The organism is Gottfriedia luciferensis (genome assembly GCF_002156865.1).
GTDB lineage: Bacteria > Bacillota > Bacilli > Bacillales > Bacillaceae_G > Gottfriedia > Gottfriedia luciferensis.
On record NZ_NCTA01000020.1, the window covers coordinates 15,091 to 33,094 of the forward strand.

An 18,004-nucleotide genomic window follows, 5' to 3' on the forward strand; every position below is an offset into this window, starting at 1 on the left:
CTCATTATTTGTTTTAATAATTAATAAGCAATTCCCGTGCCAAACTCAAGTTCACCCTTTAATTCAACCATTAAAAATAGGAAGAAACCGTATTAGAATGGCTTTTCAACTTAATATTTTTTTATTTAGGTAGACTAAAATCTGATAGTTAAATTAGCCGAATATATGAGCACTTGCATGAATTATTCAATTTTGAATAATCCCTTATTCAAAATTGAATGAATATACTTCCAACCAACAATTTTGACACTATATCAGCAAAAATCAGTCGTATATCAACAAAAATCTGTAATATATCAACAAAGTTCACTACTTTATCAATAAAATCCACAAAGTGTTCGCCTTTGTAGCCACTTCATACTTTCTTAATGTGAAAAAAAAGACACGCTCTTCTTTATAGAACGTGCCATAAGCAAAAATTAAATAATCGCTTGCTCTTCTTCATACTTAGGAGGCGCAATTTGGAATGCCTTAGTAAGATAAATTAGATAAACTAATCCAATAACAAACCAGACTGTTCCCATTATTAATGAGCTTTTTTCAATGTTAAACCATAAAATGGCTACAGATGCAGCGCCAATTAAAGGCAAAATAAGATATGAGAAGAAGCCCTTAAGTGATCTTTGCTTACCTCGAATATAAAAATGGTTTATTACTGATATATTAACGAAAGTAAATGCCATTAATGCTCCGAAGTTAATTAATGAAGTAGCTGTTACTAAATTAAAAAAGATTGCTGATAATGAAATGACACCAACGAAAATGACATTAAATGCTGGCGTTTTCCATTTTGGATGAACAAACCCAAACCATTTATCTGGGAAAACTTTATCGCGGCCCATTACATATAACAAACGAGAGACACTTGCATGTGATGCTAATCCAGAAGCAAGCGTATTGATAAAGGTGATACATAAGAAGATTGATTGAAATAATTTGCCACCCACATATAATGCAATCTCTGGAGATGCAGCATCTGGATGTTTGAATCTAGATATGTCAGGATAATATAATTGAATGAAAAATGATGTAACGGTAAAGATTACGCCTCCCCAAAGTGCTGTATAAATAATCGCTTTAGGAATTGTTTTTGCGGGATTAATTGTCTCTTCTGATAAAGTTGAAACTGCGTCAAATCCTAAGAATGAGAAGCAAAGGATTGTTGCACCTGTCACTAATGATCCGAAATGCATTCCAGCATTATATAGCGGTTTTAAGCTAAATCCTCCATATCCTTCGCCATGATGCAGACCTTGGATAACTAGAATAATAAAGACAATCATAATTGCAAGCTGTACTAATACGAAGAAAGTATTGAAGTTTGCTAACATATTAATACTTTTTAAATTTAGTAATGTAACTAGCCCAACAAATCCAATTACCCAAATCCATGTTGGGACACTTGGAAAAAGTGCATTTAAGTAGATTTTAGTCAATAAAGCATTTACCATAGGTAAAAATAAATAGTCTAATAGTGATGACCAACCTACAAGAAAGCCTAAATGACCACTAACCGCTTTCTGGGTGTATGTATAAGCAGACCCAGCATCAGGAAACACTCTTACAAGCTTTCCATAGCTCACCGCTGTAAATAACATGCCTAATAATGCCACAATATATGCAGTTGGAACGTGACCTTTCGTTACATCAGATACAATTCCGAAAGTATCAAAAACAACCATAGGAGTCATATAGGCTAAGCCCATCATTACTACTTGCCATAATTTTAAGGATCTTTTTAATTGTGTTTTATTTTCCACCTATCATATCCCCTTCATCTAAGATTAAGCGCTTTCACCCTAACTCTATTTCCTTATAATTCTTTTATTTGTGACAGAAACCTCCTTTTTTTGAAAATTTAAATAAATCTAATTTATTGTTCTGCAAGTTTTATGCCAAATTATTAATTTAATGTAAATGAATTGAAAACCGTTTATCCTCTCTTTGAAAACATTAAACTTTAATAGAAAATGCAATTCTCTTCTTCTGGAAAATACAGTTGCAGTTCTTATTCGACACTATTCAACTTTGCATACATTATTCAGACACTCATACATTCAATTGGTTTTAATCATACTGATTTTTAAATTCTCTCTTCTATAGAGCAGGCAGGAATATCGTAAAACTCAGCACCGTTCTCCTTTTATTTATATCCATTTTTTTCCTGTATTTCCTCTACTAGAGTTCTATTAAAATGAAAGAAGTGTAAATGTAAATTAAGCAGATTATAAAAATATTGAAGTACATTGCGTATTTCGATATCTATAATAAAAGGGGGATAATAGGTGATAAATTTTGAATTGAAGTCGTGGAGAATTCTCCTTGTACTATTTTGTTTTTTGATTGGGCTAATGGGATTAAATGTTCCAAAGCGTATTTATGCAGCATCACCTGACAGCGCTGTCGCAATTGACGTTACGAAAACAGAACACGAAATTACTTTACTATGGACAAATAAGGATCCTTTTAATGAATTGAGTTATGAAGTTCAACGTGATGGTAAGGTAATTACAACATTAGATTATGGGATATATCCAATTATTCATGATAGAAACCTAGATTCAAATACTACATATAATTATAAAATTTATGAAATAAACGGTGACGAGAAAAATTTAATTTATACTAATGATATAGCGACTGATAAAGATGATACACCTCCAACAATAACGGAACCATCAACATCAGTTAACCCTAATAGTCTTATTTTTGATGGAAATGGCACTTTATATAAAAATGGTGCAGCACAGCATGTAAACACTGGGGATTCAATCAATGAAGATGGGACCTACACATTAGTGGTTAAAGATGATGTTGGTGATGAAATTAGTAAAAGTTTTATTATCGATCATACTCCACCTGCACACGCAGAACTTGCTCGCGTTGAAACACAAGGAGATTATGCTTATTTAACATTGAGACGACCAATCGATTCCGATTTTTCAAAAATGGAGATATATAGTGGCGGAATTAAAACGATGCCTAATCTTTTAAAAGTAATTCCTAAAGATCAGTTCTCTCAGGATGGAACTTATAAATATCTTCAAAAAATATACAATCTTACAAAAGGATCAGAAACTTTAAATATAGTTACATATGACAATTACGGTAATCAAGATTCGTCAATGGTACCGGATTGGCAAACTGTAGGTGCATATTTAAATCTTCCAGGTGCATTCTTTGAAATCAAACAAAGTAATCCTGTATACTTCACAAGTCCTAAGGTAAAATCCATACAGCAAATCGAAGGCGGATTTACAATTGCAATTGAGTTTCCGGCTGGAACTAATTGGGCTTATTTTAATAGTAATTTAGGAAAGACAGAAATACCTTTTCATGAGGTGACAACAAAATCAACTGATCAAGTTCTGAAATTTCCGCTAAAAAACATAGAAACTCTTAAAACTACACCAATCGGTGAAAAAGCAACTCTAAAGTATGAAATCGATACAAACGGTTATGTTAATACTCCCGTTAAATCACAATACAAATCAAAACCACTAGTTGGTACATTTAACTATGATGAAAATAACTATCGTTTCATATCACCTAAGTTTTTAGAGATAACAAATAAAAAAGGTGCTATTCTTTATAAGGAAAAGTCAATGAAGTTTGTAGCTAAAAAAGGATCGGTAGGTACACGTTTCATTGTAATTCGCGAAGATGTCAAGTACGCTAAAGTTTCAGATGGTTCGAACATTTACTATGTAAAGAAATCGGATGTAAGAATTACAAAAGGGTTAAATCAAAAGAAAAATACTATTGTTTCTACCACTCTAAAATCAGCTAAAAATTCTTCTTCTCGTACTATTAGTACAATTAGTAAGAATAAACAAGTTATTGTTCTTCAACAATTTACAGGTTGGTACTATGTGAATGTTGATGGAAAATTAGGTTATGTCTTAAGTAAATACTTAAAATAAAGGGAAGAATTAAAATTGTAACTCAACAAGGTAAATAGTTAGTTAAAAATTTAAAGGACTGTTATTAAACAGTCCTTTTTGTGTTGTCCGAAGAATATTTTATTGTGGTATATGTTTCCTACAATTTAATAACTACCTTATACGTTCCTAATTATACCTATTAACATCAGGCGATTACAACAGGCGTTTGCTTCCAAGTAATCCCTACTTCTTGACCAGGAAGGTATGAACTATCATCTATCGTTAATACGATTTCTTCTCCATTATGTATCTCAACTACAAGCTTTCGAACAGATCCTGCAAACAAGACTTCTTTTACAACACCTTTAAAGTAAGAATCCTCATTGGATAAGATTAAGTTTTCAGGTCGAATTGAAATATTTACATATTCTTCAAGTTCAAAATTGTCATTTTTATTTGCCTTAAATTTATGACCAAATAATTCAATCGTTGCCTCATTCCCTTGAATACTAGCGACCTTACCTTTTAATAAGTTCGTTTCCCCTATAAAGTCAGCAATAAATACTGTTTTTGGATGATTATAGATTGATTCAGGTGTATCTAATTGATCAATTCGCCCATCCCTCATAACAGCAATACGATCGCTCATTGTTAATGCTTCTTCTTGATCATGTGTAACGTAAATAAACGTCATTCCTAATGATTTTTGCAAATGCTTTAATTCTAATTGCATTTCTTTACGCAATTTTAAATCTAAAGCACCTAATGGCTCATCCAATAAAAGAACTGATGGATTATTGACGATTGCTCTTGCAACAGCAATCCGTTGTTGCTGTCCTCCAGACATTTCTTTTGGCTTCCTACTCGCAAAGCTTTCCATTTGTACCATTTTTAAAATTTTATTAACTCTTTCTAGGCGTTCATTTTTTTTAATCTTCTTCATTCTCATACCATACTCAATATTTTCGTTTACAGTCATATGTGGAAATAATGCATAGTTCTGAAAAACAGTATTTACATCACGTTTATTCGGAGGAATATCTGTGACATCTTGTTCATTAATAAAAACTTGGCCAGAATTAGGCGCTTCGAAACCACCAATCATTCTTAGGGTAGTAGTCTTACCACATCCACTTGGACCTAATAATGTTAAAAACTCCCCTTTATAAACATCTAATGATAAATCTTTTACAATATGATTCGTTCCATATGATTTATTTATCTCTTTTAATCGAATGATTTTTTCCGTCATACTCGTCTTCCTTCCTCTTTAGTTAATGTAGCCGAAATAATGATAAATACAAGTGATGCGAAAAAGACGATTGTTGAAATAGCATTTACCTCTGGTGTAATTCCATTTCTTGTCATACCCCAAATTTGTAAAGGTAAAGTAGAAAACACGCCATTTAAGAAAAATGTAACAGGTATTTCATCTAATGATAGAGTGAAGGCAAGCATTGCCGCCCCAATTAGCGAAGTAGATATAGATGGTAGAATAATATAAAAGAAAGTTTGTATTTTAGTTGCCCCTAAATCATATGATGCTTGTTCAAGATTTCTGTCCAATCGTTTTAATCTTGAGTAAACTTGAGTCATAATGACAGCAATCAAAAATGTAGTATGACCAATAATGACAGCAGACATAGATGGACGAATACCAATCTCCTGGAAAAAGTTTAATAATGCTACACCTGTTAATATTCCTGGAAGCATTAATGGTAATAATACAATTCTTTCAAATAATTTTTTGCCGGGAAAATTAAATCGGTCTACTAAAAAAGCTCCTGGTAAGCCTAAACAAATCGCAAAAAATGTACTAATTAGTGCTACGATTACCGAGTTTTTGAGTGACTGTATAAGTGCTTCATTATTAGCCATAACATGGTACCACTTTAAAGAAAAACCACTCATTGGAAAGCTATTAACGCTATCCGGATTAAATGAGTAAATTGTCACAACAATCAGAGGTAAATAAAGAAAAAGCAAAACTAGCATAGCTATTATAAAAATTGCACTGTTTAAAAATGAAAATCGCTTTGTCATCTAGTTACCTCACTTCCTTTGAATCGATTGCTGAATATTTTTTCTCAGCTCGACCGGTCAAATCTAGTACAACTAGAACTAGTATAAATATGATCACACCAATTGCCGATCCGTATGGCCAGTTATTTGATGTACCAAATTGCAGTTGAACTAAGTTAGCAATCATTGTATTACTATCTGGACCGCCTAATAATGAAGGTGCTAAAAAATCCCCCATTGATAAAACAAATGCAAATGTGGCTCCGGCAATAACCCCCGGTAGCGATAAAGGAAATATAATTTTAAAAAACGATTGGAATCGATTACCTCCCAAGTCCTTTGAAGCTTCAACTAAATTTTTAGGAATCTGTTCGAGTATTGTATAAATTGGCATCAATACAAAAGGTGTATAAATATGTACCATCCCAATAATGACTGATATTTTACTGTACAGGAAAAATTCCAATGGTTTATCGATAATATGCAAGTACATTAAAGAAGAATTTAATATTCCATTTGTACCTAAAATAATTTTCCATGAGTACGCCCTAACAATGTAACTAATCCAAAGTGGAATGATGACTAACATATAAATAAACTGCTTGTATTTTGTTACTCGAAAATTAATAAAATAAGCTAACGGGTAGCTTAATAAAATTGTAAAAAATGTTACCGTTCCTGCTAAATAAAGCGTATCTAGTAGTATTGAAAAAGGTGCCCGTGCACCCTCAGTTGCTGTAAAAAATTTTGTATAATTTGCAGTTGAAAATTCTTTAATAATATTAATAGGTCCAGCCTGCCAAAAACTATAAATAAATAAATTGATGTAAGGTAAAATTAAAAACAAAAGTAACCAAATAATTGTTGGAACAAAAGCAATTAAAACTAGCAATCTTAGTCTTTTCTTTTTCTTCTTGAGTACTACTGCTACTTTTTCTTGAACAACTTCCATCTTCTACCTCCTATATTGATATTTAAAAGGGTTACTATACTAGTAACCCTTCAGACTGGTAGCCAAACGTTCGCTTTCTTCGTTGCTTCGCCTATCTGTGGTGCTCAACCGTTTATGGTAAACCCCGCTCCTCGCTAGGCTACACGCCTCAGAGTTATGGATATTGTCTATAAATTGAAGGGTTACTATGCTAGTAACCCTTCACATTAAAAAAATACTTTACTGGGTTTTAACCTCTGTCCAAATCTCATTATATCGGCTACGTTCTTTTACAGGCTGCCAGAAGTTCAATTTTGAGAACATATCATCCATATTGTTAACGTATGTTTCTTCAATTAATGTTTTATCCATAAATTGTGCAGCTTTTGGATTCGCAATACCATACGTTGTAACTTTGGCAACTTTTGCTTGCGCTTCCGGAGAGGTAATGTAATTTAAATATTTTTCAGCTAGCTCTTTATGTTTTGATCCTTTTACAATCATTAGTCGATCAATCCATCCTGTTGCTCCTTCTTGTGGAATTGTCCATTTTAAGTTACGTCCTTTTGCGTTTACTTCTGCAATTGTTAATGGCCAACCAACTGCCATAACTACTTCTTTGTTAGCAAATAAATCGTTTAATTCACCTGCTGTAGCCCAATATTTACGGATATTTGGTTTAAGCTCAAGCAATTTTTTCTTCGCATCCTGAAGCTGTTTTTCCGACATATTATAAATCGCACTTTCATCACTTTTATCTAGTCCCATAATTTGACCAGTTAAATAAATATTTGAAATATCATCCCAAACTGAAACTTTACCTTTGTACTTAGAATCCCAGAAAGTACTCCAAGACTTAGGTGCTTCTTTGATGACATCTGCATCATAAATCAGATAATCAGGTCCCCAAGTAAAAGGTATTCCATATGTTTTCCCACCTTTTATTACATCTTTTAACGAACGTAAGCGCTCATTTAAATCGCTGTAATTCTCAATTTTACTAGTATCTATCTCATCGACTAAACCTGAATCAACAAGAATAGATGCAACATCCGATGAAGGAGAAATAATGTCATATGTATCCCCACCGCCAGATTTTAACTTAGCTAATAATTCGTCACTTGAGCCAAAATATGTAGCATTAATTTTGACACCATATTTTTCTTCAAATCCTTTTGTAAATTCTGGGTCAGCGTATCCTTCCCAAGTAAGTAAGTTAAGTGTCTTTGATCCTTTTTCATTACCACCTGTTACTTGGCTATCTTTTCCACAAGCAGTAATCATCATTGATGATGCGACAATTCCCATTAACAAAGTAGCAAACTTATTTTTTATTCTCACCTGTAAGCCTCCCATATTCATCTTTTTAACTTGAGATCTCAAATCAACTTATTACACTAAGCATGTAATCTCATTACCACACTCCGTTTTTTTAGAATATTCAATTAATTAAACAAGCAAGATTTATGCCAGTTTTATTAAATTTCTATTAAAATATGCAGCAAACGTACTCAATTACTTAATTTATAAGGAGTTTTCTAGACTAAAAGGTATATTTTATTAGATCCTCATTTACTTCTTTTTGCCTGTTAATTATTCAGCATTGCATAAGTTATTCAAAACATCATATTAAAACATCTTATTTTCACCCTTCGAAGCTACGGAAATCTACTTAATCATCACTACTTTCAAGACTGGCATAGAAGTTGCATTACTAAATTTTAAATATAAATTAGACAAGTGGTTGGGGCTTTAAGATTCACCATCCTCCCCAAGGAAAGTGAATGTCCTAAAGTGAAAATCAACTACACTTTGTTCAATTGAACAAACCGCCTGCACTTACTAAAACGACTCCTTAAGTCATAAAGGAGTTAGTTTGCTCTGTTTGATTGATCTAGATTGATAATAAAACTTTGGTTAATCTCATCAGACAAACCATAAGTTTAATTATAAGAATATTCTGCTAATTAAAACAAGAAATCGGAGGAGATGATTTATGAGTAAACCAGTTATTGATCAAGATGCTTTACAATCATTTAACTACAAACAAGAATTACAGCGATCATTAAAATTTTTCAGTTCCTTTGCAGTAGCCTTTTCATTTATTTCTATTACAACTGGAATCTTTAGCTCTTATAGTCTAGCTTTAGGAGCAGCTGGACCTGCGGGAATTTGGACATGGCCATTTGTTATGTTTGGGCATCTGTTAGTCGCGTTGATCTTTGCAGATTTATCAAGTAAGATCCCGCTTAGTGGTTATGTTTACCAATGGGTAAGTCGTTTGACTAATCGAGGATTTGGCTGGTTTACAGGTTGGGCTGCATTATGCTACTTAATTATAGTTGTTCCAACTGTTGATTATGGGGTAGCACCGATATTTCTTGATTTATTTGGAATTAAAAGTACTACTTCAGTACTAACAACGGTAGTATTAATTACAATTGCTATTCAAGCGCTATTAAATATTTACGGGGTACGAATTGCAACAATTATAAACAATTCGGCAGTATATACAGAAGTAATAGGATTTATTGGTATTATTATTATTTTAAGCTTTGTATTATTTTTCAAAGGCGCAGATTTTTCACTATTAACTTATACAGCTCACAAAGTTGGCTCAAATGGTAGTTATTTTACAGCATTTGTACTAGCAGTAGTAATGGGATCTTATACATTAGTAGGTTTTGAAGCTGCTGCAAACTTAGCTGAAGAAACTGTTGATGCTAAAAAAACTGTTCCTAAAGCGATTGTTTACTCTATGTTACTTGCAGGTGTAATTGGTTTTATTTTCTTAATCATTGTTACTTCAGGTATTAAAGATATTAGTAGTATTATGTCATCTACATCACCTATTTCTGATATTTTACAGTCACGTTTAGGAACTGCAGTTGCAGACTTCTTCCTTGCATTAGTTATTGTCTCAATTTTTGCATGCGGATTAATTATTATGGCTTCAGCATCTCGCCTTATTTATGCTTTATCAAGGGATAATGTGTTTTTTGCTTCAAATGTATTTAAAAAAGTTGATAAAAAACATAATGTTCCATACAATGCAATTATTTTAGTTTCCGTACTTGGAATAATTGCCGTATTCTACTTTGGAAAACTATCCTTACTAATTGGTACATCTGCTGCACTACCGGCAATTATTTACTTAATTACTGTAATCGCTTATGCAACTAAAATTAAAACTTTACCCGATTCGGATGGGTTCAAGTTAGGCAAGTGGCGTCTTCCAGTTACGATTCTTGCGATTATTTGGTTAGTTTTTGAAGTTGGTATTTTAACACTTCCAAAAGACTTTCTACCAACTACAAAAGTTATACTATACTTATTTCTTGCTGGAATTGTTATTTATTGGGTGTTATTCCGTTCTAGAATTCAAGAAGGTAAAATTGGGATCAATTTAGAGAATAAAGATTTGGATATTTAGATAGTTTAATTAATAAGTGAACAAAACCTTTGTTTATTAGGTTTTAGTAGACCGAGGGATAGCATTTCTAGATGTTCATGAAAAGGTCCTTTAACTTATTAAAGGACCTTTCGTATGTTTTTTAATGTTTACTGTCTTCAATTTGAACTAGGTCAGTAAAACAAAATCTAGTTTCCCCTGAATAGATGTCGTTTGTCAGCTTCTTTTCTCCAATATGAAATTGGATTGGCTTTTTAAAAATGGGGCCATCAAAAACAAAAGAATGATACTCTCCATTTTCACCACAAGGATCGATTCCATAAGGAAGTTCATCAATAAATTGATTATCTATCTCTTTACCTGAAAACTCCTCAGTCAATCTTGTTAAATCTACACAAGTAATAATTGTTTTATAGCCTAGATTTAAAAATCGTTTAAGTACGTTTGTCGTATTTTCACCCCAAAGCGGAAAAATTGGCGTTATTTCTAAAGGTTTTAACATTTCTTCCCGATATTTACGGATATCTTCTAGAAATAGGTCCCCAAAGGCAACATGCTCGATTCCTTGTTCCTTTATCTCTCGATTAACCTGAATCATTATTTCTTGATATTTTTCATTAGAACAATTTTCAGGAATCCATATTTTTCTAAGTGGAATTCCAATTGATTCTGCCTGTGCCTCCAATAATTCGACTCTAACCCCATGTATACTAGTACGATTAAAACCTTCTGTTACTGTAGCAATTAGTAAAACTACTTCATACTCATCAGAATGAATAAGGTCATGCAATGCTAAGGTTGAGTCCTTACCGCTAAAAGATAATGCCACTTTTTTCTTAAAAATACAAATCGCCTCCCTCTCCTAATTCAATTATTCAATTATAATATTAAGTCTACCATTATGAACCGTTCAAAAATACTCCGAGTATTTCAAGAATCTATCAGGTAAATTTGTAAAATGTATTTGACATAACACCTTTTAGGTTTATAATTAAAATACAACACCAAAAGGTGTTATATTTTTGTTAGGAGGCATTCCAATGGACAAGCAAGGTCAAGAAATGTTTTTAGATTTTATCTTACAAAGAGTTCAAGAAGGTAAAGAAGCAGAGGCAAAAGAGATCCTTCTAGAAAACTTCAAGAAACAAAATGAAGGAACTTTTTCAATGGATGATATTCAACAATTTGTCCCTAAGATGATTAGCCTATTAAAACCAGAAAAACTAGATGAAGTACAAGCTGTTGTAAAACAATTTTCTGGTAACTTCGGAATTAAATAAGTAATACACATAAATAACTCTGTATTTCAGAGTTATTTTTATGCTGTTGAAAAATAATCTTGTCAAATAATTACATTAAATAACGATTTGAATATCTTTTACTTAGAACAAATGATTCTTCTTTTGTTTTCTCCACATGATTCAAACCACTTTTTAAAATAATTTGCTTGTAACTCTACTATCTGTCTAATCAGGACTACTAAAAATGAATAGATATATTTTATAAGTAGAAAGGAGGCATATTATGTCATTAAAAGAAGAGGAAAACTATAAAGAAGAAATACAACAGGCATTAGCAGCCAACCCGAATTTACAGACGTTAAATATCAATATCTTTAACATTAATATTGAGGATGTCCGTGTCCAAGTTGAACAGAGAGCAGAAGGTGGCGGACAGATTAATCGTAATGTTGGTATGAACGCAAATCAGGGTGGCCAAAATGCTAGAGACAACAGTAGTACTGCAAATACAAAATCACAATTTGCGGATGGAAATGGTAGAAGTGGTATTGCTGGAAAAAACAATGATGAATTGGGCGGTCAACAAGGTATAAAAATCAGAGATAGTAAAATAAAAAGAAGTAGAATAAGAACAGACTCTGAGCATACCGAAGGCACAGCCAATGAAGAAGAGAGCGCGGAAAGAATTAATAGATTACCAAGTTTTAAAAGAATAACAGAATAAGATAGATAGTTGATGTCTGAGAAATAATAACTTTTAAGAACATCTTATCTATCTTGAGAATCTTAAAATGGACAAGCTATTTCTGTACAATTTAATCAAAATAAATACTAGCTTAAATTGTATTTTTAGGATCTTCCTATAGTGGAGATCCTTTTTTAATTAAATAGAAAACGTTATTTCTTCTATTATATATACTCCAAGATTGGAGAAAGTTACAGATTACGGTTAAAAGATACGTTTAGATTTTTTAATGTGTAAAGCCTTGCCGTAAAAATATACAATTCATTATAATGATTATCTATATACTCACCGATAGTGTTTATTCCTTCTTTAAATCGATCAACTAATAAATAAGTATATTTTTCATCCCACGCAAACCGATTAATTCTCAAAAGTTCTTCTGCCAATACTTGAAATCTATATTCCTCGATAAGAAGTTTTAGTTGATAGATTTTATCTGTATTATTTATGGAGGCATTTTTACTATTCTCATAGGTTTCATAAACGAGTTCTATAAACCCTTTTATACTATCCGCCAACAGATTCGCTTTTTGCATTTCGAAATTCATTGCTCCATCCCCTCGTTGTAGAAAATAAATACCCTACTAAAATAAGTGTATGTTTTAATCCCCTTCCATAATACAAACTATCATATTTTTTAAAAAAGTTTTTACAATTCAATCTGGTAGAGTTCTAAAAGTTTGTTGATAGAATCAGCAATAAAAAAAGAGATGCTATTTCATTTACGAATAGCATCTCTAACTATTTATTACCTTTTTCCAACCATATTACTTAAGTATAAATTACTTTTATCTCCTGAATTAATCTCTTCTATTAATTATCCAAATCACATTCATTAAGCGGAACAATTTTTGTTCTTTTAATCAGTTTGTATCCTATCCATAAAACAAGAAATAGTGGTAATCCGATATAAGAAACAAGTACTCCATTCCAATCGATCGTCTTTCCTGTAAAAGCAGAGTAGTTTTGACCAAGAATTACAATCCCACAAAGTGCGAAAGCAAATAATGGACCAAACGGGAACCATTTTGCTTTATATGGAAGATCGTTTAAATCTTTTCCTTGTGCTACAAAAGCTTTACGGAATCGATAGTGACAAACTGCTATTCCAAGCCAAGCGATAAAACCGGACATTCCTGAAGCATTTAGTAACCAAATATAAACAACTCCGTCACCGTATAGCGACGCTAAAAACGCTAGTGTACCAACTGCTGCAGTAATAATTAATGCATTAACAGGAACACCACGGCTATTTAACTTGCCCAGTGCTTTAGGTGCTTTTCCTTGGCGAGCCAAGTCCCATAACATACGTGCTGAAGCATACATTCCAGAATTGCCAGCAGATAACACCGCTGTTAGAATAACCGCATTCATTACAGAGGCTGCAAAGGCAATACCCGCTTTGTCGAAAACCAAAGTGAATGGGCTGACAGTGACATCACCACTTGCGAGACTTTTATTTGTATAAGGAATTAGTAAGCCAATTACGAACACAGATAAAACATAAAATAATAGAATACGCCAAAATATTTGACGAGCTGCTCGTGGAATATTTTTTTGCGGTTCTTCACTTTCCCCCGCTGCTACTCCTAATAACTCAGTACCTTGAAAAGAGAATCCAGCTGCCATAAAGATTCCAAGAGTTGCCATGAAACCACCATGAAATGGAGCATCACCAATTGTGAAATTTTTAAATCCTACTGCTTCTCCACCAAGAATTCCAAATATCATTAAAAATCCTGCAATTAAAAAAATGATAACTGTCACTACTTTTATTAATGAAAACCAGTATTCTGATTCGCCGAACCCTTTAACAGATAAATAGTTTAGAAGAAAGATAATTGCTAAAAATAATGAACTCCATAATAGAGATGATGTATGTGGCAACCAAAATTTCATAATCATTGTAACTGCAGCTAATTCTGCTGCTATTGTAATTGCCCAGTTATACCAATAATTCCAACCAAGGGCAAAACCAAGTGCAGGGTCTACAAATTTAGTTGCGTATGTACTAAACGATCCTGCAACAGGCATATATGTAGCCATTTCTGCAAGGCTTGTCATTAAAAAGTACACCATAATTCCAATAGCGATATATGCTAACAAAACACCACCTGGTCCTGCAGTATGAATGGCACCACCGCTTGCCAAAAATAAACCAGTACCAATTGTTCCACCAAGTGAAATCATTGTAATGTGACGAGGTTTTAATCCCCGCTTTAACTCTTGGGACGTGGAAGATAATTCATATTTAGAATCAATGACTGTTAATGTATCAATTGTATTTTTCATTAAAATACTCCTTTTCAGTCAAAAAATGAAGAGCAGGACAAAGGAAAAGCAGGATAAAGAATCTGGTTAAAGATTTAATTAAATTGATCAAGCTATACCATTTCCCTGCCCTTCCTGCCTTTTCTATTTGGAAAAATCAAAGTAATTTCTTTTTAATAATCTTGGTTGGTTGATTAACTGTTGGTATGACATTGTTTTATCGAGCAGCTTTGTATTAATTAGGTATAATTGCTCCTCTATAGCTGAAACAGTGTCATCTGTTTGATAGGTCATATTACAGTCCAGACATTCAATACAAGGTGTTTCCTTAATTTCAATCGCCTTCGTACCATCTGGAAGCTCCCAGTAGACCGTATTTGTCGATTCTATTACGTTGACTGACTCACACCACTGACAAGCCATCATTCAGTTTCCCCTTGAGAAGCTGCACTTCCTACTAGTTTCTCACTAACTTGAATTTTTGTAAGTTGTGCTTGGAATTTCTTTTCTTTTAATTCATCACGTTTTTCACGTTTATCTTTTAAAGAAGCATGTTCTGGGTTAGTTGCATAAGTTTTACGAAGGTCCATACGTTGTAACCCTTCTGGTACTAGATTAAATTTAGATTCATTCATTAACCCTGCAATTCCAGCATTTGAACGTTTTTCATTCATATTTGGATAAATTTCTTCAAAATACGCTTCGGCTCTACCAGGTACATAGTTTTGTGGCTCTGGATAAGTTGTGATAACGCCTTCAAAATTACGAAGAACAACTTTATCAGCACTTTGAGAAATTAAATAGTTCGGTTGAAGTGAAATTTTTCCACCACCACCTGGAGCGTCTACAACGAATGTTGGGACTGCATACCCAGAAGTATGGCCTCGAAGTCCTTCCATAATTTCTAAACCTTTTGATACAGGAGCACGGAAATGACCAATTCCTTCTGATAAATCGCATTGATAAATGTAATATGGACGAACACGAATTTTTACTAAATCGTGCATTAGTTTTTTCATGATCGGTACACTATCATTAATTCCAGCTAAGATTACTGCTTGGTTCCCTAAAGGCACACCTGCATTTGCAAGCATTTCGCAAGCTCGTTTTGATTCCTCAGTAATTTCAATAGAAGTATTGAAATGAGTATTTAACCAAACTGGATGATATTTTTTTAAGATGTTACAAAGGTTTTCTGTAATACGTTGTGGGAATACTACAGGTGCCCTTGTACCGATTCGGATAATTTCTACATGTGGAATGTCGCGTAAATTTTTTAAGATGTACTCTAAAATATTATCGTTTATTAATAGGCCGTCTCCACCAGAAATTAAGACATCACGTACTTGAGTATTTTTACTAATGTAATTAATTGCTGCATCAAGCTGTTTTTTAGGTACTCCCATTCCGATTTGTCCTGAGAAACGACGTCTTGTACAATAGCGACAGTACATCGAACATTGATTTGTTACTAAAAATAGGACACGGTCAGGATAACGATGTGTTAAACCTGGTACTGGAGAATCCTCATCCTCATGAAGTGGATCTTCTAAATCATACTTAGTTTTATGAATCTCCGCAGAGATTGGAACTGATTGCATACGAACTGGACAACGTGGGTCATCCGGATTCATTAATGAAGCATAATAAGGTGTAATGTTTAATGGAATCGTTTTTGTCGCAATTCTTACCCCATCTTCTTCTTCTGGAGTGATGTTAATCACTTGCTTTAACTCATCCACTGTTTTAATGGTGTTTGTAAGCTGCCAAACCCAATCATTCCACTGTTCCTCTGTTACATCTTTCCATAAACTGATTTCTTTCCAATGTCTTTTTGGAGCATAGACTGCATTTACCATACTTACATCCCCTTTCAAATTGTTTGTTTTTATTAATAGCAAGAGTCGTGCCAAACTGAAAAAAATTTCAACTGAATTGACTATCAATATAGAAAATTCAAACTATTTAAAGGGTTTTTTTATTTTTTTTTTTAATTTCTTGTAAAGATTACTGGAATTCGTATTAATTTTTAATGAACAAAAACAATAAAACCGCCTAATATTAGGCGGCTTATACAATAATATTTAAATTCTTTATTTTATATTGTAGAGTTTGTCTAGGTATTTCTAGTAAAACTGCGGCTTGTTGAATATTAGAGTTTGTTTGTAGTAAAGCTTGTTTAATAAGAGAGATTTCCATTTCTTGCATTGCCGAACGTAATGGCTGAATTCCCTTTGTCTCAGTACTTTTCTTAATGTGTTGTAGTTGTACTGGTAGATGTTTAACTGATAGAGTATGACCTTCTGCCATAATCATTGCATGCTCGATCGTATGCTTTAATTCCCGAACATTACCAGGCCAGTTATATTGGTGAAATAACTCAAATACAGTATGCTCCACATTTCGAACATGCTTCGAGAATCGCTCATTAAATTGCTCTACAAAATGGGATGTAAGAAGTTCTATATCAAAGTTTCTTTCTCTCAAAGGAGGAATGAATAAAGAAAATACATTTAAACGATAATATAAATCTGGACGCATGATGCCATTCTGAACACAGTCTAGAGGAGATTCATTAATTGCTGCAATTACTCGAACATTAACCTTACGAGTTTTTTGATCCCCTATACGACGGACCACTCCATCCTCTAATACCCGCAATAACTTAGCTTGTAGCTCTAAAGGCATCGAATTAAGCTCATCTAAAAATAGACTTCCTCCATCAGCTAATTCAAATAATCCTGGTCTGTCTATAGCGCCCGTGTAACTACCTTTTGTAGTACCAAATAAGATACTTTCTAATAATGATTCAGGCAAAGCAGCACAGTTTTGAGCGATAAAAGGACCTTCACTTCTACCTGAGCTATGATGAATTGACTGTACGAAAAGTTCTTTTCCTGTCCCTGTTTCACCTACTACAAGTACTGCAGAATCAGCATTTGCCACCTTCTCAACTTGGCTTTTTACGGCCATTAAGGCTGGATCATTCGTTAATATATCTGTAATCGTATATGAATGGACTTGTTTAGATTTCCCTTGTTTAATTTGTGGTTTAATTCTTGCTTGTAAATCCAACACCTTTTCTCCAAGCGTTTTAATCGTGGAGTAGTCTTTTGCAATTTCAACGGCCCCTATAAGATTGTTATCCAAAATGATAGGAATCGTAGTATTAACTGTATCAATGAATTGCCCTTTAATGTTTTCAAAGCGTTGGGGCTGTTGAATAATTGGTTGTCTTGTCTCCAATACCTTCAGTAATGTACTCGTTTCTTTTGTTAAGGATGGAAAGGCTTCTAGAACATGTTTTCCTAACACTTCGTCTACAGAAACTCCATCGTGGTCAGCGGCAACTTGATTATAAAATATAGTCATTCCATTATTGTCGACCGCATGAATTGATTCATCGATACTGTTTAATATGGCACTAATCATTTGATTAGTAGGAATTGTTGAAATCATTTTCTCACCATCCTTTTACTGCCGAAAATTCAGCGATTT

General features: G+C 33.2%; 15 protein-coding genes. 4 read left to right on the forward strand and 11 right to left on the reverse strand.

The window, feature by feature from the left end:
• Positions 1-419: 419 nt before the first annotated feature.
• Entirely contained in the window at positions 420-1,760 is a 1,341-nt protein-coding gene (locus B7R67_RS14060) for an APC family permease (RefSeq protein WP_208615654.1), read from the reverse strand.
• Between the two features lie 525 nt (positions 1,761-2,285).
• Here B7R67_RS14060 and B7R67_RS14065 point away from each other — a divergent pair.
• Entirely contained in the window at positions 2,286-3,923 is a 1,638-nt protein-coding gene (locus B7R67_RS14065) for an SH3 domain-containing protein (protein ID WP_088071449.1), read from the forward strand.
• A gap of 166 nt (positions 3,924-4,089) precedes the next feature.
• On the opposite strand, the gene B7R67_RS14070 is transcribed toward B7R67_RS14065, so the two are convergent.
• From B7R67_RS14070 to B7R67_RS14085, 4 genes are all read right to left on the reverse strand, one after another.
• On the reverse strand, positions 4,090-5,136 hold the full coding sequence (locus B7R67_RS14070; protein ID WP_088071451.1) for an ABC transporter ATP-binding protein: 1,047 nt from the start codon (positions 5,134-5,136) through the stop codon (positions 4,090-4,092).
• Positions 5,133-5,927: an ABC transporter permease gene (locus B7R67_RS14075; protein WP_088071453.1), complete on the reverse strand. Its 795-nt coding sequence runs from the start codon at positions 5,925-5,927 to the stop codon at positions 5,133-5,135. The genes B7R67_RS14070 and B7R67_RS14075 overlap by 4 nt, the downstream gene beginning before the upstream one ends.
• A 4-nt stretch (positions 5,928-5,931) precedes the next feature.
• A complete protein-coding gene (locus tag B7R67_RS14080) occupies positions 5,932-6,858 on the reverse strand; it encodes an ABC transporter permease (protein ID WP_088071455.1) in 927 nt (308 codons plus the stop codon).
• A 219-nt stretch (positions 6,859-7,077) separates the two neighbouring features.
• On the reverse strand, positions 7,078-8,178 hold the full coding sequence (locus tag B7R67_RS14085) for an ABC transporter substrate-binding protein (protein WP_158095113.1): 1,101 nt from the start codon (positions 8,176-8,178) through the stop codon (positions 7,078-7,080).
• Positions 8,179-8,833: 655 nt separating this feature from the next.
• Between B7R67_RS14085 and B7R67_RS14090 the strand changes: the two genes are divergently transcribed.
• On the forward strand, positions 8,834-10,270 hold the full coding sequence (locus B7R67_RS14090) for an APC family permease (protein WP_088071459.1): 1,437 nt from the start codon (positions 8,834-8,836) through the stop codon (positions 10,268-10,270).
• A gap of 121 nt (positions 10,271-10,391) precedes the next feature.
• Here the strand turns inward: B7R67_RS14090 and B7R67_RS14095 are convergent, their stop codons facing one another.
• Positions 10,392-11,078, reverse strand: coding sequence for a Dph6-related ATP pyrophosphatase (locus B7R67_RS14095; RefSeq protein ID WP_208615655.1), 687 nt, complete (start codon positions 11,076-11,078; stop codon positions 10,392-10,394).
• Positions 11,079-11,289: 211 nt separating this feature from the next.
• On the opposite strand from B7R67_RS14095, the gene B7R67_RS14100 reads away from it, so the two are divergent.
• Positions 11,290-11,529: a hypothetical protein gene (locus B7R67_RS14100; RefSeq protein ID WP_208615656.1), complete on the forward strand. Its 240-nt coding sequence runs from the start codon at positions 11,290-11,292 to the stop codon at positions 11,527-11,529.
• Between the two features lie 244 nt (positions 11,530-11,773).
• Entirely contained in the window at positions 11,774-12,214 is a 441-nt protein-coding gene (locus tag B7R67_RS14105; RefSeq protein ID WP_235822169.1) for a hypothetical protein, read from the forward strand.
• A 212-nt stretch (positions 12,215-12,426) separates the two neighbouring features.
• Here B7R67_RS14105 and B7R67_RS14110 read toward each other — a convergent pair whose 3' ends face one another.
• From B7R67_RS14110 to B7R67_RS14130, 5 genes are all read right to left on the reverse strand, one after another.
• The gene (locus tag B7R67_RS14110; protein WP_088071463.1) at positions 12,427-12,783 is read right to left on the reverse strand and encodes a hypothetical protein; all 357 of its coding nucleotides are present in this window, start codon (positions 12,781-12,783) and stop codon (positions 12,427-12,429) included.
• 265 nt (positions 12,784-13,048) lie between these two features.
• Positions 13,049-14,527: an amino acid permease gene (locus B7R67_RS14115; protein ID WP_088071465.1), complete on the reverse strand. Its 1,479-nt coding sequence runs from the start codon at positions 14,525-14,527 to the stop codon at positions 13,049-13,051.
• Positions 14,528-14,650: 123 nt separating this feature from the next.
• On the reverse strand, positions 14,651-14,929 hold the full coding sequence (locus B7R67_RS14120; protein WP_088071487.1) for a YokU family protein: 279 nt from the start codon (positions 14,927-14,929) through the stop codon (positions 14,651-14,653).
• Complete coding sequence (gene kamA / locus B7R67_RS14125) at positions 14,929-16,365, reverse strand: lysine 2,3-aminomutase (protein ID WP_088071467.1); 1,437 nt, start codon at positions 16,363-16,365, stop codon at positions 14,929-14,931. The genes B7R67_RS14120 and kamA overlap by 1 nt, the downstream gene beginning before the upstream one ends.
• Before the next feature lie 211 nt (positions 16,366-16,576).
• Positions 16,577-17,962, reverse strand: a complete 1,386-nt coding sequence (locus B7R67_RS14130; RefSeq protein ID WP_142289566.1) for a sigma-54 interaction domain-containing protein — start codon at positions 17,960-17,962, stop codon at positions 16,577-16,579.
• Between the last annotated feature and the right edge of the window lie 42 nt (positions 17,963-18,004).